16 protein-coding genes are annotated in these 21,824 nt (G+C 61.4%); 2 read left to right on the plus strand and 14 right to left on the minus strand.

Annotation, left to right across the window (positions count from 1 at the left end; translation table 11 throughout):
* Positions 1-75 precede the first annotated feature (75 nt).
* Positions 76-1,242, minus strand: a complete 1,167-nt coding sequence (gene fucO, locus DWV32_RS08770) for a lactaldehyde reductase (protein WP_022094861.1) — start codon at positions 1,240-1,242, stop codon at positions 76-78.
* A gap of 415 nt (positions 1,243-1,657) precedes the next feature.
* Between fucO and DWV32_RS08775 the strand changes: the two genes are divergently transcribed.
* Positions 1,658-2,194: a hypothetical protein gene (locus tag DWV32_RS08775; RefSeq protein WP_117757906.1), complete on the plus strand. Its 537-nt coding sequence runs from the start codon at positions 1,658-1,660 to the stop codon at positions 2,192-2,194.
* A gap of 79 nt (positions 2,195-2,273) precedes the next feature.
* On the opposite strand, the gene DWV32_RS08780 is transcribed toward DWV32_RS08775, so the two are convergent.
* Positions 2,274-2,993: a YoaK family protein gene (locus DWV32_RS08780; RefSeq protein WP_117757907.1), complete on the minus strand. Its 720-nt coding sequence runs from the start codon at positions 2,991-2,993 to the stop codon at positions 2,274-2,276.
* Positions 2,994-3,246: 253 nt separating this feature from the next.
* Between DWV32_RS08780 and DWV32_RS08785 the strand changes: the two genes are divergently transcribed.
* On the plus strand, positions 3,247-5,385 hold the full coding sequence (locus tag DWV32_RS08785) for a YgiQ family radical SAM protein (RefSeq protein WP_233540446.1): 2,139 nt from the start codon (positions 3,247-3,249) through the stop codon (positions 5,383-5,385).
* Here the strand turns inward: DWV32_RS08785 and DWV32_RS08790 are convergent.
* The 12 genes from DWV32_RS08790 to DWV32_RS10530 all read right to left on the minus strand — a co-directional run bounded on the left by DWV32_RS08790 (position 5,382) and on the right by DWV32_RS10530 (position 21,509).
* Positions 5,382-6,320, minus strand: coding sequence for a CPBP family intramembrane glutamic endopeptidase (locus tag DWV32_RS08790; RefSeq protein ID WP_158566126.1), 939 nt, complete (start codon positions 6,318-6,320; stop codon positions 5,382-5,384). The genes DWV32_RS08785 and DWV32_RS08790 overlap by 4 nt on opposite strands.
* Before the next feature lie 23 nt (positions 6,321-6,343).
* Positions 6,344-6,565 carry a hypothetical protein gene (locus tag DWV32_RS08795; RefSeq protein ID WP_117757910.1) on the minus strand — a complete coding sequence of 74 codons (222 nt, stop codon included), beginning with the start codon at positions 6,563-6,565 and terminating at the stop codon, positions 6,344-6,346.
* Positions 6,566-6,780: 215 nt separating this feature from the next.
* Positions 6,781-8,148, minus strand: a complete 1,368-nt coding sequence (locus DWV32_RS08800; RefSeq protein ID WP_147346225.1) for an ATP-binding cassette domain-containing protein — start codon at positions 8,146-8,148, stop codon at positions 6,781-6,783.
* 3 nt (positions 8,149-8,151) lie between these two features.
* Positions 8,152-9,210 carry an ABC transporter substrate-binding protein gene (locus tag DWV32_RS08805; protein ID WP_117757912.1) on the minus strand — a complete coding sequence of 353 codons (1,059 nt, stop codon included), beginning with the start codon at positions 9,208-9,210 and terminating at the stop codon, positions 8,152-8,154.
* Between the two features lie 2 nt (positions 9,211-9,212).
* Positions 9,213-10,967, minus strand: a complete 1,755-nt coding sequence (locus DWV32_RS08810) for a [FeFe] hydrogenase, group A (RefSeq protein ID WP_187361854.1) — start codon at positions 10,965-10,967, stop codon at positions 9,213-9,215.
* Between the two features lie 50 nt (positions 10,968-11,017).
* Positions 11,018-12,850 carry an NAD(P)-binding protein gene (locus tag DWV32_RS08815; RefSeq protein WP_117757914.1) on the minus strand — a complete coding sequence of 611 codons (1,833 nt, stop codon included), beginning with the start codon at positions 12,848-12,850 and terminating at the stop codon, positions 11,018-11,020.
* 256 nt (positions 12,851-13,106) lie between these two features.
* Complete coding sequence (locus DWV32_RS08820; RefSeq protein WP_117757915.1) at positions 13,107-14,489, minus strand: 6-phospho-alpha-glucosidase; 1,383 nt, start codon at positions 14,487-14,489, stop codon at positions 13,107-13,109.
* 3 nt (positions 14,490-14,492) lie between these two features.
* Positions 14,493-16,109 carry a PTS transporter subunit EIIC gene (locus tag DWV32_RS08825; protein WP_117757916.1) on the minus strand — a complete coding sequence of 539 codons (1,617 nt, stop codon included), beginning with the start codon at positions 16,107-16,109 and terminating at the stop codon, positions 14,493-14,495.
* A gap of 99 nt (positions 16,110-16,208) precedes the next feature.
* Positions 16,209-17,063, minus strand: a complete 855-nt coding sequence (locus DWV32_RS08830) for a PRD domain-containing protein (RefSeq protein ID WP_117757917.1) — start codon at positions 17,061-17,063, stop codon at positions 16,209-16,211.
* A gap of 18 nt (positions 17,064-17,081) precedes the next feature.
* Positions 17,082-17,594 (minus strand): PTS glucose transporter subunit IIA, encoded by a 513-nt coding sequence (locus DWV32_RS08835; protein WP_158551625.1) that lies wholly within the window; start codon positions 17,592-17,594, stop codon positions 17,082-17,084.
* Positions 17,595-17,874: 280 nt separating this feature from the next.
* Positions 17,875-18,576 carry a 4Fe-4S dicluster domain-containing protein gene (locus DWV32_RS08840; protein WP_233540447.1) on the minus strand — a complete coding sequence of 234 codons (702 nt, stop codon included), beginning with the start codon at positions 18,574-18,576 and terminating at the stop codon, positions 17,875-17,877.
* Positions 18,577-19,259: 683 nt separating this feature from the next.
* Positions 19,260-21,509, minus strand: a complete 2,250-nt coding sequence (locus DWV32_RS10530) for a DEAD/DEAH box helicase (RefSeq protein ID WP_187361853.1) — start codon at positions 21,507-21,509, stop codon at positions 19,260-19,262.
* Positions 21,510-21,824 lie beyond the last annotated feature (315 nt).

Here is a 21,824-nt window from a genome sequence, read left to right on the forward strand (position 1 = left end):
ACGTAGTGCGCAGCGGGGCCTCCGACATGTCCGAGGACGATTCTGGGGCTAACGGGCGGGGCCCGCCGAACCAGGTTAGGCAGCCGGGCAGATCTTCTTGAAGAGCTCGATGACGTCGTCGAGCGTCGCCTCGCGCGGGTTGCCCGGGAAGCAGGCGTCAGCCATGGCGTCCTTGGCCAGGACCTCGATCTCGTCGGCCTTCATGGCCTCGCAGACATGCGGGATGTTCACGTCGGCGGAGAGCTGCTTGACGGCGGCGATAGCGGCGTCGGCAGCCTCGTCGGTGCTCATGCCCGTGGTGTCAACACCCATGGCAACGGCAACCTTGGCCAGGCGCTCAGCGCAAACCGGCTTGTTGAACTCCATGGCAATCGGCAGCAGCATGGCGCAAGCGACGCCGTGCGGGGTGTCGTAGTGAGCGGACAGGGTGTGAGCCATGGCATGGTCGATGCCCAGGCCAACGTTGGAGAAGCCCATGCCGGCGACATACTGGCCAAGGGCCATGCCCTCGCGGCCGGAGCCGGGCTGGCCGGACTTGGCCTCGGCGACGGAGTCACGCAGGTTCTCGCTGATCAGCTTAATAGCCTCAAAGTGGAACATGTCGGAGAGCTCCCAAGCGCCCTTGGTGGTGTAGCCCTCGATGGCGTGGGTCAGAGCGTCCATGCCGGTAGAGGCGGTCAGGCCGGCGGGCATGGAAGCCATCATATCGGGGTCGACGACGGCGACCTCGGGGGCGTCGTTGGTGTCGACGCACACGAACTTGCGGACCTTCTCGGGGTCGGTGATGACGTAGTTGATGGTCACCTCGGCGGCGGTACCGGCGGTCGTCGGCACAGCGATGGTGAACACGGCGTGGTTCTTAGTGGGAGCAACACCCTCGAGGCTGCGGACATCGGCGAACTCGGGGTTGTTGATGATGATGCCGATGGCCTTGGCGGTATCCATGGAGGAGCCGCCACCGATGGTCACGATAGCGTCAGCCTCGGCGGCCTTGAAAGCCTCGACGCCGTCCTTGACGTTCTGGATAGTGGGGTTGGGCTTGATCTCGGAGTAGAGGCTCCAAGCAATACCGGCGGCGTCGAGCTCGTCGGTCACCTTAGCGGTAACGCCAAACTTGACCAGATCGGGGTCGGAGCAGACGAAGATCTTCTTGTAGCCGCGACGCTGGAGCTCGCCGGGGATCTCCTTGATGGCGCCGGAACCATGATAAGAAATGGTGTTGAGAACGAAACGATTAGCCATTGATAGCCTCCCATCGTGTGCGGGGCACCCATTACGCCCCGCGCTGCAAGTTCCATCCTAACGCTTTTGAAACAAAAAACGCGTGAGAACGTCAAAAGTGTTAAAGCGTTTCAACATAATAACGGAGCCCCAGTCCTTCCCTCCCGACAGCAGCGAAGGCTAGATTATAGGAGCAATCGCCCAAAGAATACGACCAACTCAGTCTATAAATTGTTTCTGTTTTAGCAATATATGTTTGACAATACGTTTATAAAAGGATACTTTATAGTAAATAAAATGCATGCAGCAAATAGCGTCATTCATTTTGTTAGAAATTGCCCATGCGGTTATTGCAGCTGCATGTACCGCAACGTACAGCGCAATTCTCCGCACGAAGTAGAAGACGGTTCCAATTCGATCGAGGCGATGACGCGTGATGGCTACTGGTCCTAAATCGAGCAAGACGGCTACAAACGAATATCGAATCTCAATTGAAGGTAATCCTTATCCGCATACTCTGGCTCTCATCAACCCAGCGGGAGACAACCTCAACATCAAAAGACATGGGTTCACGGGTCCACTAGGACAGCTATCGAGTCTTAAATATACCGTTTATGACGATGCGAATGAAAAACTCTTCACTGTCGTCGACGGTGGCTTTAGCAACATGCCCAGGGTTGCGCTCATCATCGAACACAAGGAAGTTGCGGTGTTCGATTATGGTCTAAACAGACTTGAGATGAAGTGCGTAACGAACATACCGAATTACGCAATAAAAGGTAACTTCCTATTTGGAGATTACGATATATTCAGCCAACAGGAAGTGAAGCTATCTTCAGTTATCGTCCTTCAATGTGATAAACAATCGTGCTTTAGCATACAGGTTTTGGATAAAGCCGAATTAGCCGCCGCAATTGGAATACCTACAGCCATTGCCCTTCTTAGGGCTCGGATTGAAGAGCATCTCGAATAAATCGCAAAAAGCAGTTCGTAACAACATTCAGGAGCTAGATAGTTTTTCTGGCTCCTGAATGTTGTTACGAACATGCACCTTAGCGCTTAAGACTCGTGGTCTGCCAGTCAGCTACGATGCGGGCCCATTTCCTGTGCAAGTCGCGTTCGCGATCGATAAACATGATGGCAAACGCGATAAACAGCAGCATGCTCGCCACCGCAATGGCGTGCAGCCCCATGCGCTCGATGCACCAGTTGCCCAGCACGGCGCCAAACACAAAGGTGAAGATCACGCCAAAGTACAGCAGGCCGTTTTCCAAAAAGCCGCGCTTGTGGGTGATGATGTAATCGTCCACGTTTTGCAGGGCGTTGCGCAAGTTGCCGATGCACATGGTCGTAGCGATGCCGTGACCGTGGATCTTGCGGAAGCTCTCGACCTGCATGCCGCAGGCAAACGAGGTGAGGCAGTTGGCGAGCAGGTTGAAATTGCCGCCCGGGATAAAGCTCACGCCCAGCAAGATGACGGCTTCAAAGAACACCGTCACTTGGCGCCAGTGAATCACGCTGCCAAACCGTTCGTGTACCAGGTCGGCAAGCATAATGCCCACGGCAAACGACACCACAGGGAAGAAGTAGCGCCCCGCAAGTGCCCAATTGCCCTCCGAGATGCTCACGCCCACAAGCAGGATGTTGCCCGTCTGCGCGTTTGCGAAAACATGGTCGCGCCCAATGTACGAATACACATCCATAAAGCCGCCGGCGAGCGCCAGGATAATGCCCAGTTCGATGGACTCCGATATCTGTTTGGCACGCTGCATCGTCGTGCATCCTCCTTGTTGACGACCCTCTCGTGCGTTGGCGGAAACATAGCCGCCGTTCATACTGTAACCCATTGACAACATGGCGTGCGCGCGAGACGGCTCCTTCGACACGGGGATACACAGTCTGGAAACAAACGGCACCCGCATCGACGCGCCGATCCGCCAGCTCATGTACTCCACCAGTCTTTTTAGCCCCGTCCCAAAAAGACTGGTTACAATTACGTGCAGCATACTAACAACGGGAGGAATCGTGGCAAAAAAGCCCCAGGACGCTCAGCACAACCAGCACGGCAAGCATGCCCAGCGCGGCCAGCAGCAAAAGCGTGGCGGCAAGGCCCAGGGTGGCCACGCCACTCATGCCCAGGCAGCGCCCTCACGCCCCTGGCGTCCGGGCCGCGACAAGTTCCTCCCCGTCAGCCGCGCCGACATGGATGCGCGCGGCTGGGACCAGTGCGACTTTGTCTACATTTGCGGCGACGCCTACGTGGACCACCCTAGCTTTGGTATGGCCATCGTCAGCCGCGTACTCGACGCGCACGGCTACAAAGTGGGCATCATCTGCCAGCCCGACTGGACCGACCCCGCCAGCATCACGGTACTCGGCGAGCCGCGCCTGGGCTTTCTCGTCAGTGCCGGCAACATGGACTCCATGGTCAACCACTATTCGGTGACCAAGCACCGCCGCCACACCGACACCTATACCCCCGGTGGCGAGGAGGGGCACCGCCCCAATCGTGCCGTCACGGTCTACGGCAACCTCATCCGCCAGACGTTCAAGGACGCCCCCATCATCATCGGCGGCATCGAGGCGAGTCTGCGCCGCCTGGCCCACTACGACTACTGGCAGGATAAGCTCAAGCGCTCGGTGCTGCTCGATTCGGGCGCCGACATCCTCATCTACGGCATGGGCGAGCACGCGATCGTCGAGATCGCCGATGCGCTCGACGCGGGCCTGCCCATCGATCAGATCACCTATATCAACGGCACCGTCTACCGCACCAGCTCGCTCGACGAGGTCTACGACTACGACCTGCTGCCCGGCTGGGACGACCTTGCCGCCGATAAGCTCAACTACGCGCGCAGCTTTAACGTGCAGCAGCAGAACATGGACCCCATCACCGGGCATCGCCTGGTAGAACCCTACCCCAACAGCGTCTATGTGGTGCAGAACCCGCCGTCCGCGGCGCTTACCACCGACGAGATGGACGAGGTGGCCGAACTCCCCTACGCACGCGATTGGCATCCCGATTACGACGCAGCGGGCGGCGTGCCGGCTTTTGCCGAGATCAAGTTTTCAATCAGCTCCAACCGCGGGTGCTTTGGTGAGTGCTCGTTTTGCGCGCTGACCTTCCACCAGGGCCGCGTACTGCAGATGCGCAGCCACGACTCGATCATGCGCGAGGCCGAGCTGCTCACGCGCGATCCCGAGTTTAAGGGCTACATCAACGACGTGGGCGGACCGACGGCTAACTTTAGCCGCCCGGCCTGTGACAAGCAGCTCAAGCACGGCGTGTGCAAGAACAAGCGCTGCCTATGGCCGAGCGTGTGTAAGAACATGGTGGTCGACGAGAGCGGCTACACGCAGCTGCTGCGCGACCTGCGCCAGCTGCCGGGCGTCAAGAAGGTCTTCGTCCGCAGCGGCATCCGTTTTGACTACACCATGGCCGATGCCTCGGACGAGTTTTTGCGCGAGCTGCTGGAGCACCATGTCTCGGGCCAGCTACGCGTGGCGCCCGAGCATGTGAGCGACGCGGTGCTCTCCGTGATGGGCAAGCCGAGCCGCGCCGTCTACGATGCGTTCTGTCGCAAATTTGAGCGCTTGAACCGTGAATACGGACTCAAGCAGTACGTGGTTCCGTACCTGATCTCGAGCCACCCCGGCTCGACGATGAAGGAAGCGGTGGAGCTTGCCGAGGCTGTGCGCGACATGGGCTACATGCCCGAGCAGGTGCAGGACTTCTACCCCACCCCGTCCACCATGTCGACCTGCATGTACTACACCGGCGTGGACCCGCGCACCATGGAGCCGATCTATGTAGCGCGCGACCCGCACGAGAAGGCCATGCAGCGCGCGCTCATCCAGTATCGCAAGCCCGAGAACTACAAGCTCGTGCGCGAGGCGCTGGAAAAAGCCGGGCGTCGTGACCTGATCGGCTACACCAAGCATTGCCTGATCCGTCCCGTACCGCCGCGCCCGGGCGAGACGTCTGCTGGCGGTGGGCATGGCACCGGCAAGAAGGGCGGCAAGCCGCACGGTGACGCCGGCGCTGGCAAGGGGCCTAAGGGCAGCAAGGGTCACGGCGGCATGTCGCGCGCGCAGAACACCGCAGGCCGCAACCGCGCAGCTCAGGGGCGTCAGGGTGCCAACGGAGGCGGTCGCCGCAACTAGCGAAGTGGTGCACTCGCTGCGTCCATCCCACACGCTTGGCGCAGCGAGCGCATTGCCTCCACCAGGATCACGCCGGCGATCGCGACCGTGATTATCACGTCGAGCGGCGTGTTCACAAACCACAGCAGGCCCATGAGGTACGACCCGGCGTTAAAGGCAAAGTGCAGCAGAATCGTGTAGCGGAGCTTTCCGGTGGTCACGAGCACCCAGCCAAAGACCAGACCGGCGGCGCCGGCGTAGCAGCCCTGCACCCAGTTCATATGCATAAAGCCAAAGACCGCCGCCTGCAGCACAATCGCCGCGGCGATGCCTCGCTTGTCCGGCGCCGCCCAGGGCACCATGGCGCCGTCTTGCGCGTTCGCGCGGCGCCGGCGTTTCCAGAGCGGACGGCACTGCGGGTTAAACGCTCGGAGCGAAAACTCAAAAATGATACCGCGCACCAGCAGTTCCTCGCAAAACGGAGCGCCGAGCACCGTGGTCAGGACGGCCAGATAGCTCGTGTCGCCCATGCCCGTCTCCTCGACAAGCTCGCTGTAATCGGCCGCCGCCTCGGGCAACAGCGACAGCACGGCGTCGGTCACGTAGCCAACGACCACCTGCAGGGCAAGGCCGATCACGATAACGCAGGCGATGCGCCTCCATGCTTTGCCTGCTCCCCCGCCAAGCGGGCGCTCGCCCTGCCAGCGCACCATAAACGAGCGCGGCCACAGATAACGCCACCACAGCAGCGCCATCAAAAACGATACCGTCTGCGCGACGGCCTGAAGCAATTGAATGTCGAGGTCATCGATTGAAAAACCCATGAACACCGATGCGACGCCAAGGGCGGAGAACAAAACGACGCTCAGGGCTATATCGGCAGCGACGACGCCAAAACAGGCAAGCGCCCAAATCATCGCATTGAGCATGCCAACCTCCTCTCGACGGGTAGTCATATAAGAACGTCCCCAACGACTAGTCATTGGGGACGTTCTTCAACGACTAGTTGTTGGGGACAGTCTTTGCCGAAGGCCCCGTTGGGCGAGATGTCGAACGGAAAGGTGCCGCAACGATTGAACGCGGCGATAAACATGCGGATGGCGTTGGACGGCGTGGTGCCCACGAGCTGGGTTGCCGCCGCGAAGGCTGCCTTCTCCTCGGGCAAGACCTTCGCGACAACCGGGGTCATGTGTTCTGCCATGGCGCTTCCTTTTTGAAACGACGGTGGTGCGGATAGATGCGGGCCACGCGGCTGGGCGACGGGCTGTGAAGGCAACCCGATTGGCCCGCATCCGGAGTTTGTTTCTGCGGCGTTGGTATTACTTGGTATTCCTAAGTATTACCCCGCAGATAGAATACCACACCCGACCCCATGGGGACGGAGGAAAACGGATCATTTTGTTGCTGAGTTAGTATTTAGAGCGTGATGATGTCCGAGATATCGAGGGCCTGAGCGTCGGAGGCGTCGTGTGTGGCGAACAGGAGTGTGCGGCCATCGAGGAGGTCGAGCACGACCTCGGCCGTCGCATCGCGCGCGGCGACATCCAGGCCGGTAAAGGGCTCGTCCAGAATCACCGCACCGCCCGGGCACAGCAGGGCGCGAGCGATTTCGACGCGTCGGCGCTGGCCGCCCGAAAGCTCGGCCGTACAAGCATGCACGTCGATTCCCGGCACCAGCAGGCGCAACAGGGCTGCGGCACTCGAGGCATCCACGCGTGCATCGGCGCACACGAGCACGTTATCCAAGGCAGAAGCGTCCTCGACCAGACGCGCATCCTGGAACATCATGGAGCACGGTGCGCATTCCCCCGCCGCCAGGGCAAGCAGCGTTGTTTTGCCAGCACCCGAGGCGCCCATCACGCAAGCGCGCCCGCCCGCGGGCACGTTGAGCACCAGACCATCCAGCGCCGGCGCCCAGGGCGCGCGATCGCCCACGGCAAGCGCAAGCTCCGCCACGTCGGCAGCGCCCGCACGACCGTGCAAGCCGCGTCCATGCGACCGTACCGCCGCACGCCATGCCACGGGCCCCGAAGCCCGCAGCAGCCACACCAGCACACGCTCGCATGTCCACGATGCCGCCACGACCAACACGGTCCAAGCCAACAGGTCAGCTGTCTCGATGAGCAGCTTTGCCTGATAGATGCACTCGCCTACAGTACCCACCGCCATGCCGATCAGCTCCGCGGCCACGCCGGCCTTCCAGCTCATGCCAATCACTGCCTGCGCGCACGAAAGCACAAACGGTAGAACTTCGCGCCAGGTATGGGCGCAAAACAGGCGCCAACCCCGTACGCCATGCAGGCGAAACATCTGCTCCAGCGGTTTGTTCACTTGCGCCAAGCCCTCGACCAGCGAGAAATACACGCCCGGCAGCGCCATCAAAAAAACAGCGGCGATGCTCACGCGCGCCGATCCCAGCCAAATGAGCAGCAGGACTACCACGCAGGCGACCGGTGTCGCCTTTACAAACGACAGCGCCGGAGCCACCAGGCGCGCAAACGCCCGCGACCGTGACGAAATCCCGGCAAGCACGCCACCACACACCGCGGCAAGCGCCAGCCCGCCCAGTATCCGCGCGCCCGAGCCCGCCAAAATCGCCCAGGTACCGCCATCGCACACCAGGCGCAGCAGCGCCAAGGCAACCGCGCCCGGCCCCGGTAAAATCAACGGCTGCGCCACCAGCGCCGCCGCAAAGATCCACACGGCAAGCCAAAAGGCGGCGACGGCACCCACTGCCGCCACCGCCTTCGCACGCTCAGTCATTTGTCGAGCAAACGCACGCACGGGCTACTCCATGTAGTAGAAATCGTCAGCCGGGAGCTTACCGCCCACGGCGCTCGCGTCCGCATCGGCCAGCACCTGTAGGTACCCACCGAGCGCCGCCTTCATATCTTTCCCCGTCTGACACACGAGCATGCACCCGGGAATCGCCTTTTCGGCAATCGTGGCATTATCCACGATGCCCGCATCGACCACGGCCTGAGCCCAGTCCGCCGGCGCCGCATTTACGGCCTCAACGCTCGCCGCATGGCAGCTCAAGAACTCCGCCACGGCCTCGGGATGCTCCTCGGCAAATGCACGGCGCACCACGGTCACGCCCGTCAGCAAACGGGAGCCCGTGTCACCCGCGAGCTCGTCCCACGCGTCGGTCAGGCTCACCGGTACCGACAGACTGCCCTCGCTCTTGGCGATGGCAGCGGTCTTGAATGGCTCCGGCAGCACGCCCACGGCGGACGGGTCGGCAAGCAGGGCCGACAGCACCTCGGTGGGCTCGCTCTTAAACTCGAGCGTCACTTGACCGGTCAGGCCCGCGCGCTCCAGCAGGTAGTTCATGACGTACTCCGGCGTGGTGCCCTTGCCCGTCATGTAGACGGTACGACCCGCCAGATCGCCAAACGAGGCCACGCCTGCGTCGCCCGTCACAACGTTCAGCACGCCCAGCGTGTTGATGTCGATGACCTGCACCGCACCCTCGGTCTTGTTGTAGAGCACGCTCGCCAAGTTGGCCGGCACCAGGGCAATGTCGATATCGCCCTGAATGACCTTGGGCACAATCTCGTCGGCCGCGGCGCTGATCGCAAAGTCGAACTCATTGTCCGTCTCGCCATCGGCAGCCTGGTCCATAAACTGCACCAGACCGATCGACGTCGGTCCCTTGAGCGAGGCAACGCGCACCTCGACCGACTCAGCGGCAGCGCCACTCGCCGCAGACCCAGCAGCCGAACCCGCAGAAGACCTCGCCCCCGCAGCTCCGCCGCCACAGCCAACCAGCGCAAGCGACAACGCGCCCGCGGCAAGCGCCGAGGCAAATCCCCGGCGCGACATTTCAAAATCAAACGCGCGCATCGCTAGCACGTCCCCTCGTTAGGCATCGTCCATGCGTGATGGTCGGTATGCAGCAATCCCTCGGCCAGCGGCGACAGCGGCGCACCCAAGAACTCGCGATAGCACGCCTGGACATCGGGATTCTCGTGCGAGAAGCGAATCTTGGCGTTCGCATCGAGGCCCCACAGTACCTGGCCGCGCTCGGCTGCCAGCTCACAGCCGTCATGGATGGGCTGACCGCCGCCACCGACGCAGCCGCCCGGGCATGCCATAACCTCAACGAAGTCATAACTCACGCGGCCGTCGCGAATCGCGTCGAGCAGACGGGCAGCGTTTCCCAGCCCGTGTGCCACGGCGACGCGCACCTTGGTGCCATCGATATCGGCCACGGCCTCCTTCCAGCCATCGAGTCCGCGCACGTCGGTAAAGAAATCGGCATCCGGGTTCTTGCCCGTCACCAGGTAATATGCCGAGCGCACGGCGGCCTCCATCACGCCGCCCGTGGCGCCAAAAATCACGCCCGCGCCCGTGCCAAAGCCCAGCGGCGTATCGAGCGGCTCCTCGACCAGCGTGTCGACGCTCACGTGGCTCGCGCGGATCATGCGCACCATCTCGCGCACCGTCAGCGCAACGTCCACGTCGGGCGCGCCGCCCTCGCCCATCATGCTCGGCAGCGCACACTCGGCCTTCTTGGCCGTGCACGGCATCACGGACACCACGAACAGACGCTCGGGCTCCACGCCCAGCACCTTGGCGTAGTAGGTCTTGGCAATAGCGCCGAACATCTGCTGCGGCGACTTGGACGTGGACAGGCTGTCAACAAACTCCGGATAGCGCGCCTTCACAAAGCGCACCCAGCCCGGGCAGCAGCTCGTGAACATGGGCCAGCCGCGGCTGTCGCCCTCGCCCTTGGCGGCCTTACCCAGGCGCTCGAGCAGCTCGGAGCCCTCCTCCATAATGGTGAGGTCGGCCGAGAAATCAGTATCGAACACGTACTCAAAGCCCACACGGCGCAGTGCGCAGGCCAGGCGCTCGACGGTGGCCTCCTCGCGCGGAATGCCGAGCTCCTCGCCCCAAGCGCTACGCACGGCCGGCGCGATCTGCACCAGCACGATCCTGTCGGGATCGGCGAGAGCGTCGAACACGGTCTCGGTGTCGTCACGCTCGCGCAGCGCGCCCGTCGGGCAATGCGTGATGCACTGACCGCATGCGGCGCAATCGGTCTTGCCGATCGGCGCACGCCCGCGGGTGCCCACGGCGGTGTGCGTGGCGCGGTTGGTCAGGTCCCAAATCCCTAAGCCCTGCACGCTCTCGCACACCTTGATGCAGCGCATGCATTTGATGCACTTGTCGTTATCGCGGATGATGGGGAAATCGAAGTCCCAGCCCTCGCGCGCCAGGTGCTGCTCGTACGGCAGATAGAAGATACCCAGGTCGTTGGCGATGGTCTGCAAGTTGCAGTTGCCACTGCGCACGCAGCTCGTGCACTGCGAATCGTGCTGGGACAGCAGCAGCTGCACGTTGGTGCGACGGGCCTCGCGGGCCTTGGGACTGTTGGTGTGGACCACCATGCCGTCGAGCACATAGTTGTTGCAGGCGGCAACCAGCTGGTCGCAGCCTGCAACCTCGACCACGCACACGCGGCAACCGCCGATCTCGTTTAGATCGCGCAGGTAGCACAGGGTGGGAATCTGGATGCCAACGGACTTGGCCGCGTCCAGGATCGTGGTGTGCTCGGGCACCACGACTTCGCAGTTATCGATAATGAGCTTGACCATATTGTGCGCTCCGTTTTCGCTGTTGTCGCTGACGGTGGTTTTGTTGGGTTCTACCATTCCAGGTTCCTCCCTCCGCGGAACGCGCCAAAGCCAAAGTGGTCGCAACGCAGGCAGCGGCTTGCCTCCTGGCGTGCCTCCTGCTCGGTAAGGCCCTGCTCGACCAGATTCCAATCGTGGATGCGCTCGCCCGCCTCGCGCTCGCCCAGCTCGCAGCGGCCGCACTCGTGCTTACCCTTAAACTGCACGGTCGGCAGCTCAACGTCGAGCTTGATCTTGTGGTCAAAGCCCAGGTAGCGGTCGATATTTGCCGAAGCAACGCGGCCGGCGTTGATGGCACGGATGACCGTGGCGGGGCCGGTCTGGCAGTCGCCGCCGCTAAAGAGGCCATCGAAGTTGGGCACGGCGCCGTCCGAATCGGTGACGACGCGACCCCACTTGCAGGCGATACCCATGTCCTCAAACGGCTTGGAATCGATGTCCTGGCCAATGGCCACAAACACGCGCTCGCAGGGAATGACGCGCTCGGGCGTGGCGGCGGCACGCGGGGCCGGACGCCCACGACGGGGCTCGCCGATGATCTGCGGCTGCACGCGCAGGCCACTCACGCGACCTTCCTCGCCCGTCTCGATAGCGAGCGGGGCGGTCAACTCCAGCACCTCGCAGCCCTCGGCCTGGGCGCCGGCGATCTCGGCGTCCTGGGCCGTCATGTCGCAGATGCGACGGCGGTAGACGATACTCACCTTTTCGGCACCGCAGCGCACGGCAGAGCGCGCCACGTCCATGGCCACATTGCCGCCGCCGATGACGCACACGCGTTGGCCGCTCAGGTCGGGCAGCTCGTCGTCGCCGATGGCGCGCAGCATCTTGACGGCCGACTCCACGCCGAGCGCCTCTTCGCCCGGAAGGCCGAGCTTCTTGTCGCTGTGGGCGCCAATGGCCAGGTAGACGGCATCGAACTCATCGCGCAGGCGGGCAAGTTCCTCGCCGTTCACGGCGTGGTCGAGTTCCACGTCGATGCCGGCGCTCAAGATCCAGTCGATCTCGGCCTGCAGGCGCTCACGCGGCAGACGATAGCTGGGAATGCCGTAGCGCAGCATGCCGCCCAGGTGGTGACGCTGCTCAAAAATCGTCACCTTGTGGCCCATCACGGCCAGATAATAGGCGCAAGAAAGGCCGGCCGGGCCGCCGCCGATCACGGCGACGCGCTTGCCGGTGTTGTCCACTACATGGGGCTTGTGGTCGTTGAGGTCGCTGTGCTCAACGGCAAAACGCTTGAGAGCGAGGATGTTCATGGGGTCGTCGACCATGCCGCGACGGCAGTGCATCTCGCAGGGGTGCTCGCATACCAGGCCGCAGACGAGCGGCAGCGGGTTGTTTTTGCGGATGACTTTGACGGCGTCGGCATAGCGGCCGGCCTCGACCAGCGAGATGTACCCAGGGATGTCGACATGCGCCGGGCAGCCCGAGACGCACGGGACGCGCGCCTCGCGGTCAAAGCCGCAGGAGTGCTCGCGAATGTGGTGCTCAAAATCGTCGCGGAAGCCACGGATAGCCGTGAGCGCCATGGCGCCGGCCTCGTAACCGATGGCGCAGTCGCTCGAAAGATAGATGGTGCGGGCAGTGCGCTCAATCAAGTTGAGCGTGGACTCGTCGGCGCGGCCCTCGAGCACATCGGCGAGCAGATCGCTCAGCGCGCTCAGGCCCACGCGGCAGGGCGTGCACTTGCCGCAGCTCTGCGTCGAACACAGGTTGACGAGCGCCGCCGTAAACTCAACGGGGCACGGGGCGAGCGAACTCACCGCCAGACGACGTCCAAGCGCATCGTGCAGGTCGTCCATGACGGCCTGAGCGTGGCTGCGTTCCATTACGTGCAGTCGAGCCATAAGATCCCCTCTCACATGGCAGCCCGGAGGCGAGGCCGGGCGAAGTTGCTACACGCACAACACTGACCTATAAAATTGTTTGGCAGCGACACGGTTCGGCAGGCGGTATGAAACGTCGTCCTTAGCGGTGAAAACGAACATTTCCGCAGATAAATGCCATATTTGATAAAACGCGTTACCAAATGACAATGCCCCGCCCACGCAATCACGTGGACGGGGCATTGCTCCAGGTATGCGGTCAGCGACCCTGTTGCTTTTACTTAAGCTCGGGCCAGAAGTCCTTGTTGGCCTCGATCATGTCGTCGAGAACCTCCTTGGCGACCTTCATCGACGGCACGGTCTTGTTCAGCGTAAAGGCCTTGAGCGCCTTCTCGTAAGAACCCTCGATCGTAGCCTCGACCACGAGCTTCTCGGAGTTCAGCTGCTGCATCATGAGGCCCTGCTGGAACAGCGGAATGTTGTCGCGGCTGATGACCTCGGGGCCGTTCTTGCCAATGTAGGCAGGCAGCTCGACCATGGCGTCGTAGGGCATGTTGGGGATAGCGCCCTTGTTCTCGCAAATGACCAGGAAGCGCTGCTTGGTGTCGTTCTTCAGAGCGATAGCCAGGTCGGCAATCCAGTCGCCGTGGCTGCCCGCATAGAACGTGCTCTCGTCGATCTCGCCCGTCTTCTCGTAGTGGTCGATGCCGTCGAAGAGGTTCTTCTCGCGCGTCTCCTCAACCTCGTTTGCACGGGTGCGCTCGGGGTTGGAATGCTCGACGAACTCCTTCTGCTGCAGGTAGTAGTTCAGATACGTGTTGGGCAGGTACTCCGGGAAGCACTCCATGATCTCATACTCGCCCTTCCAGACGTAGTACCAGCTGCCCTTGGTGTGGCGGTTCTGCTCGGGGTGCTCGTCGGTGGCCTCCTCGGGCTTCTTGGACATCAGCGAGCTCATGCCCTTGAGGTACGAATCGGGCAGCAGGATCTCATGCTCCTTGATGTACTCGCGCAGCTGCGGGAGTACCTCCTCGCCCTTGTGGCGGATCGAGGTGAACCAACCAAAGTGGTTGAGGCCAAAGTAATCGTACTCGACATCCTTCTTTTCGATATCGAGCGCGGCGCAAACCACGTCGATGATCGCGATCGGCATGTCGCAGATGTTGATGATGCGAGCGTTGGGGCGCAGGACGCGGCAGCCCTCGGAGACGATGGCGGCAGGGTTGGAGTAGTTAAGAATCCAGTAGTCCTTCTTGGCGTACTTCTCAACGTCATCGATCAGCTCGACCATGGGGAAGATGGTGCGCATGCCGTAGGCAAGGCCGCCGCAGCCGCAAGTCTCCTGGCCCACGCAGCCGTGACGCAGCGGAATCTTCTCGTCCTGCTCGCGCATGGCATAGCCGCCCACGCGCATCTGGGCAAACACGAAGCTCGCGTCCGTAAAGGCAGTCTCCTTGTCGGTGGTCACCGTGAGCTTGATGTCCAGGCCAAGGTCCTCGTGCAAAATCCAGTCCACGAGCACGCCGATCTTGCGCTGGCGCTCCTCGTTGATGTCGTACAGACGAATCTCGTCAACGTCGAGCTCGTCCTTGCGCAGAGCGATGGACTTGACGATGCCGGGGGTAAAGGTGGATCCGCCACCACACAGAGTAATGATCATTGTTTACTGCTCCTTCTCAATTGCGTTTTCGACCTTGTCGCGCATCTCGGCAACCTTCATGCCAAAGATGATCTGGATATTGTTGCCGTTGCGGTTGATACCGCTGTTGGGCACGTGGTTGATGAGGTCCTCATCGATGAGGTCCGGGTTCTTAACGTTCACGCGGAGACGCGTAAAGCAGTTCTCGAGCTCCTCGATGTTGTCCTTGCCGCCAAGACCTGTGACCAGGTCGGCAATACCCGCATCGACGCCCTCTGCGGGAGCCGCGGCAACAGCGCCCTGCTTCACCGCGACAGACGCGGCGGCCTCACCCTCGGCAACGGACTCAGCAAGCTCGGACTCTTCCTCGCGACCAGGCGTGTGGAGGTTGAGCTTCTTGATAAGGAAGGTGAAGAGGAAGAAGTACAGCGCGGCGTTGACGACTCCGAGCACGAGCATCATCGGCCAGTTGGTCTTATCGACACCCAGGACCAGGTTGGAAACCACGATGTTGATGATGCCGCCTGCAGTCGAAGCGGGCACGGAGAGAACCTTGAGCAGGACCAGGAAGATGCCGGAAAGAACCGAGTGAACGACAAAGAGCACGGGAGCGGCAAAGACAAAGAGGAAGTCCATGGGCTCGGTGACACAGGAGAGCACGGCGGTGATGATCAGCGGGATGATAACGGCCTTGGTCTTATCCTTGTTCCCCTTGTAAGCGGTGAAGATAAAGGCGAGACCGATACCGATGTAGGGCCACAGGTTGTTGAAGGTGTAGCTGTTGAAATACGTGCTATCGGAGAAGGGCTGGCCCGTCATTGCCATCTCGGCAACACGGATGGGATAGGCGCCGGCGATAACCTGATCACCCAGCGTCAGGGTGCCACCCACATCGGAGAACTGGAACGGGGTGTAGATGAGGTGGTGCAGACCGGTGGGAACGAGCAGCTTGTTGAGCATGCCGTAGATAAACAGACCGATGTTGCCCGACTCCTTAATGATGCCGGCAACGGAGGAGATGGCACCCTGAACCGGAGGCCAAACGATGCAGAAGCCAGCGCCCATAATCCAGGAAATGATGATCATGATCAGGAACGGAAAGCGAACGCCCGAGAACATCGAAAGGGCAATGGGGAACTGCTTGTTCGAGTACTTGTTGAACACAGCACCGGTGATGCAGCCCAGGATGATGCCGCCAAACACGCCGGTATCGAGCACCTGAATGCCCATAACGGTGGCCTGGCCGGTTCCGGTAAGGCCGAGCATGCCGCTCGCATCGGCAAGAGAGCCGGTGGCGTTGAGCACGATGTTGTTAGCCTGCAGGAACAGGAAGAACGACATCAGGGCGATCAGCGAAGCATGGCCCTTGTTCTTCTTTGCCATGGCGCCGGCGATGCCCACGCAGAACAGAATCGAGAGGTTGTTGATGATAAACATCAGCGACTGATAGACAACGGCGCCCACAAGCTGGAACGGACCGGAGCCCAGTACGGGGACCAAAGCGCAGATGGTCTTGTTGGTCAGAATGATGCCCACGATGAGCAGGATGCCGGCAACCGAGAGATACATCATCGGCTGGACGATCGACTTCGCGAACACCTCCAACGGCGCTTTGAAATTGAACTTCTTTTTTGCGGTCATAGCGGTACTCCCCTTCCTTTTCCGCAAATTAAGACAGGTGTGCCCTGGACAAGACCGTGAGCCTTGCCTTATATCAATCGATGTGTGGGCACGTTATGCCTAGAGACCAGGTTCTCCAAGCAGGTTAACAATGTGATATGCGAGATAACTCTTCTCGGCATCGGTAACGACGACGTTATAGGTAGACGCTAAGTGGTCGGCAATTGACTCCGCACACGAGAACGCCCTCGGATACGCCGTTTCATCGATACGGAACAGCGCGTCGCCATTGACCTGCCCCGCCGCGGGATCGAGCGCTCGCTGCGCAAAAAACTGCAAATGGCGAACGAAACGCTCGTACGGCAACGAGGTGACGTCAAGGGTCGTGGCATAGTGCTCGGAAACAATCGCGAGCACGTCGCGAACAAGCTGGACCGAAACAATCAGACGGTCAGAGCGCTGCGGCATGGTGGCGTTGACGATATGCAGCGTAATAAAACCCTGCTCTTCTTCGCTCATCTGGATGCCCATATACTCCTTGATAATCTGCAGCGCACGGCCCGCAAGCGCATACTCCTTGCGATAGAACTGCTGGATCTCGAGCAGCAACGGATTCTCGCAGGGGACGCCCTTACGCTCGCGCTCCAAAGCAAGACTGATATGGTCTGCGAGAGCAATGAGAATCTTGTCGTTGATATCAACATTGAGCTCTCGACGGAGCATCTGAACAATGTCCTCGGAAATCACGAGGTTGACGGTGGGGATGGACTCCAAAAGATGTGCCAAGCGATCAATCGTACGCGAATCCTGAGAAGTGCCCTCCTGCAGCGCATAGGTCTTTTCGACCGATGCATCATCGATAGCGTCGCCGGCATGACGGCCAAAGCAGAGGCCTCGACCGATGACGATGAGCTCGGAGCCATCGTCCGAAGTGACCATTGCGACGTTATTGTTGAAAACTCGCTTGATAACCACGGCACCCACCACAAGAATTTACTCGGAAAGCCAGACGACAGGCTCTTTAACAGCAACAGGGCCGGAAGCATGCTCACGAAGAGTCGACTTCTCCGAGCGCTCGCACACGATAACGAAGACCGTAGGATCGAAGCCGGCGGCGCGGACCGCGTCGAAATCGACCTCGACGAGGGGCTGGCCCGCGTCAACATGGTCACCCTGGGCAACAAGCGCATGGAAGCCCTTGCCCTCAAGTTTAACAGTGTCGATTCCGATATGCAGCATCACCTGAGCAGAGCTGTCGTCGGACATGATGCCCAGCGCGTGCTCAGTCGGAAACAGTGCCGCGACGGTACCGGAGACAGGAGCGCACACCGTTCCCTCTTGGGGAACCACGGCAACGCCATCGCCCACGGCACGGCTGCTAAAAGCGGGATCATTGGTATTTTCTAGATGAACAAGCTCGCCGGAAACAGGAGCGAGGATTTCGAACTCGGAAGTTGCAGTCTTCTGCTCATCCGAACCGCCCATCAGGCGAGAAAAGAAACCCATGGTGGCATGTCCCTTCATAAATATAGCCCAACCAAAATCAAGCGAATGCATCCACAGAGACACACCCGTTCAAAGACTTTGGTTAGGCCCACGTCCGAGGGACTCGGTAACCTTCCGCATTTCTTTTTACGGGAGCTATTGTAGACAAGCCCAAAGCCAGAACAATCATTATGACCGGTGAGCGGTATTTTTTCTTCGATAAACGGTATTTAGGCGGCACTTAGGGACGTTCCTTTCCCGCCGGCACCCAGGGACACTCCTTGCAGCAATTTCGCATGCGTTAGATGAAGAGCTCGCATTCCTTCCGCACGACGCAAGCCTTGCTCAGCATCTGGGAAACAGCGGATAGCTTGTTGGGATCAAGCTTGCGAGCGCCTCGCGGGCATACGGCGATGCAGCGCATGCAGGAGATGCACGCCTCGTCAGCTGCTCGCTTGGGGTCGCCCTTGTCGATAGCACAAACGGGACACGCCGCGGCGCATGCACCGCAGGAGACGCATTCCTCTGTTGCCTCGGGTGCCATACGGCGACCTCCAGCTTGTTTATAAGGGCGATTGCCGGGGATAGAGGGCTCGGACGCATCCTCAGCCAACAGCTTTTGCTGAATTTGTTGCGCAAACTCTGCGAGCTGCGCCGCATCCTGCGCATCCGGTCGCCCAGCAGCAAACTGACGAGCAACGGAATGCTCAGCAATAGCAGAAACAGCTGCAACCACCCTAAATCCGGCGCGCTTCGCAACGTCCTCCAGCTCTACGAGCGTGTCCTCAAACGCGCGGTTTCCGTATACACAAACCAAAACAGCCCGAGCCCCGTTGCCGCGCACCATGCCCAACCGGTCAGCCACCACAGCCGGGATTCTACCGGCATACGCCGGCACAGAGATTACGGCCACGTCGTCCTCAGTCATCGAGACAGCGCTGAGATCTAGCCCGCTATCGGTCAGATCGACGGTAACGGTATTATTGTCCAGCGCCCCGGCCACAAGGCCAGACACCTTCCGCGTTCCACCCGTCGGACTAAACACAATTTCGAATACGCTCATCGAGGCACCCTCTCCCTACGCCTAGCAACGCGTCAAGCCGTTTTCACATTCAGACAGAGTATACGGCGCATGGGGGGAGCTCCCCGTTTTGGTGCGCCAGGCACCCCAATGCACCCACCCTACGCTGTCTGCCTCTTCGTTTTGCATAAATTACGGTACAGATTGTATATATTTACGGGATATCGCCGCGTTCTCCTGAGGTACCCCATCCTGGCCCGTGCAAAAAACGGAGTATTCTGCAACGTGACCGCGCCAGCACCGCCGCGGGTGGGCAAAACTGTAGGGCGCCGTATCGTTCTAAGTCCCGACATGGCGAGAATGACGCGCCCCTGCTCCGGAAAACGGCGAAATCTGACTCGGAACGCTCGCTAGGGATATCCGAAGGCCACCGTTGGCGACGTCGAATCATATGCAGACAACTCGAACTGCAGAATACTCCAAAAAATGCACGGCGCACCCCATAGGACCCATTGCTGCATGGCGGAAAATAGGTCCTCAGCATCCCCCAGATGCATTCCCGAGAAAATCACGTTTGAATTAGCGATGGACACGGCAAACAAAAGGGCCCGAGCGTTGTTTGCTCGGGCCCTTAGCTTGTCTCACGCTAGCGCGCGATGCGCATCTTACTTGCGCTTGCCGCCGCCGTCACCGGGGCGACGGGAGCTGCCGCCGCGCTTGCCACCACGGCTGTTGCCATAGCTGCCACGGTTATCGCGACCGCCGGCACGGCCGCCACGGGAGCCGGTCTGGTTGCCGCCACGCCCGCCACGATAGCCGCCACGACGCTCCTCGCGGGTATCGTCGTAGTTGCGCCAGTCATCGCGACGATCGCGGCTGGCACGCGGGTCACGACGATCGCGCGACTCGTTAGAACGACCAGCGCCGCCGCGGCCGCCATTGCCGCGAGCACCCTCGCGACGCTCGCCGCCGCGGCTACCGCGCTCTTCAAAGCGCTTGCCGCCACGGGACTCGCCGCCGCGGGTGCTACGCTCACCACGGCCCTCGCCGCCGCGGCGCTCGTCACGGCCACCGCGCTCGTCATCACGACCGGAACGACGGTGGTCGCCCGCACCGCGCTTGCCACCGCGCGAACCGCGGCCCTCGTCCTCGCGCTCGACACGACGACGGCCACCGCGATCCCCATCCTCGCGACGGCGGCGATGCGCTTCGCCCTGGAACTGCTTGGCACGGCGCTCGGCACGGTTCCCGCGCGGGGTCTGCTCGACAGCAGCAGCACCCCCGCGCTCCTCGGCAGCCACCTCGCGAGCCACGCTCTCCACAGCCTCGTCCACGCGAGCCTGAACGCCCTCGCGCACGCGGGTCTTGCCGCCGCGCTTGGGACGGCTCGGACGCTCGCCGTCGCCGCGACGCTCATCGCGACCGCGGTTGGAACGACCGGCAACATCGCCGTAATCGTCGCCGTTGCGCTTGCCGTCGCGACGTGCCTGCTCGAGCTTCTTCTTGCTCTTGGACTTGCCGCGCTTGGTCTTCTTCTTCACCTTAAAGGCCGCAGGGTCGCGCTCGGGATCAACCGCGGGCGGGTTGGGACCCACATGCAGGTCGCCGGCCTCGTAGATGTCGGCGGTCTTGTCCATGAGCTTCTCGATCTCATAGAACTCATCGACGTCCTGCTCGGTCACAAACGTGATGGCCCAGCCCAGCTCACCGGCACGGCCCGTGCGGCCGATGCGGTGGATGTAATCGGTCGGCTCGGCCGGCACGTCAAAGTTCACGACATAGCGCACGTCGCTGATGTCGATGCCGCGAGCGAGAACGTCGGTTGCCACCAGCACGTCGACGGTACCGTCGCGGAAGGCCGAGAGCGCGCGCTCGCGCTGGGCCTGGCTACGGTTGCCGTGAATCGCGGCGGCCTTGATGCCCTTACGCTCCAGACGACGGCAGCAGCTGTCGGCGCGGTGCTTGGTACGCATAAAGACGATGGTGCGCTCCGGACCCTCCTTCTTGAGGAACTCGGGCAGCAGGTTGTTCTTGGCCTCGATGGACACCGGGAACACAAACTGGTCGACGGTGTCGGCGGTCGACGTGGCAGGCGCGATCTCCACGCAGGCCGGATCGCTCACCAGGTCGGTGATCTCGCCCACGGCCTCCTCGTCGAGGGTCGCCGAGAATAGCAGCGTCTGGCGCTCGACCGGCGTCTCGCGCACAATACGGCGAACGGCGGGCAAAAAGCCCATGTCGAGCATGCGGTCGGCCTCGTCGAGCACCAGCACCTTGACCTCGTTCAGGTGGCAAGCGCCCTGCTCAATCAGATCGACCAGACGGCCCGGCGTGGCGACAAGGATGTCGCAGCCGTACTTGAGGGCCGCGGTCTGGGGCTTGTAGCTCACGCCGCCCACGACGGTCACGGCGACATGGCCGGTGACGTCGGCAATCTTGCCGGCGACCTCGTCGATCTGCTGTGCGAGCTCGCGCGTGGGGGTGATGACGAGCATCACGGGACCGCGGCCGTTGCCCTCGGGCTTTTTAGCACCGCGACGACGGTTGCGGCCGCCGCGCTCGCGTACGGGTTTGGGAGGAGCGATGTGCTCCAGGTTGTTCATGGTCGGCAGCAAAAAGGCAGCCGTCTTGCCGGTGCCGGTCTGAGCGGCGGCAAGCAGGTCGCGACCCTCGAGCACCACGGGAATCGAACCGGCCTGCACGGGCGTGGGCGCCGTGTAACCCAGGTTCTCGATGGCACGAAGCATCTCGTCGGAAAGGCCCAGCTCGTCAAAGGCGGGCAGGCTCTCGGTAGCGGACTCAACGGCCTCGGCGGCATTGGCCTCGTCGGCCGCGTCGAAGGCAGCCTGAGTCATGGCCTCGCGGGTCTCGTCCAGAATCTCGGCGTCGGTGACGTCGGATACAGAATTACGCATATGTTGTTGTTCCTTATCTGCACGCGCAATGGACACGGCATGCGGCCGCGCGGGCGTGCTTGGTAGTGCGCTAATACATACAAAACAGGTGCGCACAGAGAGGACGTTGCTCAGCACGCTGGCGATCGCTTTGGCAGCCCTATCACGCGCCGTCCAGACGCAGCAGCTCTAAGCGATGGAGCAGATTCGCCGCCGGTTAGTATACCCGCACTCCGTATGCCCCCACGTAAACCACAGATGACGAGGCGGACGGGGCGGACCTGCCTTGATTCTCATTTTCATTGCAACAGCCTCAGGACTCAGCGCAACGCGTTG

Origin of the sequence: Collinsella sp. AF04-24, from assembly GCF_003465685.1 — a bacterium.
In the GTDB taxonomy this organism is placed as follows: Bacteria; Actinomycetota; Coriobacteriia; order Coriobacteriales; family Coriobacteriaceae; genus Collinsella; species Collinsella aerofaciens_AP.